General features: G+C 50.6%; 2 tRNA genes. Both read right to left on the bottom strand.

Annotated elements, in window-relative coordinates:
- Positions 1 to 33 precede the first annotated feature (33 nt).
- A tRNA-Leu gene (locus F9Y84_RS21930) sits at positions 34 to 120 on the bottom strand.
- 22 nt (positions 121 to 142) lie between these two features.
- Positions 143 to 218 (bottom strand) — tRNA-Gly (locus tag F9Y84_RS21925).
- Between the last annotated feature and the right edge of the window lie 49 nt (positions 219 to 267).

Genomic DNA, 267 nt, shown 5'->3' with positions numbered 1-267 from the left:
TCCATAAATCATTTATAGTCACCTTACTATAAATGGTGCCCGGGGCCGGACTTGAACCGGCACGCTGTTACCAGCGAGGGATTTTAAATCCCTTGTGTCTACCAATTCCACCACCCGGGCATCGGGCATTCGAAAACAGCTTTGGAGCGAGTAACGAGGTTCGAACTCGTGACCTCGACCTTGGCAAGGTCGCGCTCTACCAGCTGAGCTATACTCGCGTTCCATAAATCATTTATAGTCACCTTACTATAAATGGTGCCCGGGGCC

Source organism: Pseudoalteromonas peptidolytica, from assembly GCF_012641745.1.
GTDB lineage: Bacteria > Pseudomonadota > Gammaproteobacteria > Enterobacterales > Alteromonadaceae > Pseudoalteromonas > Pseudoalteromonas peptidolytica.
The sequence above is the reverse complement of the archived record's forward strand: the minus strand, read 5'-3'. Positions and strand labels throughout refer to the sequence as shown.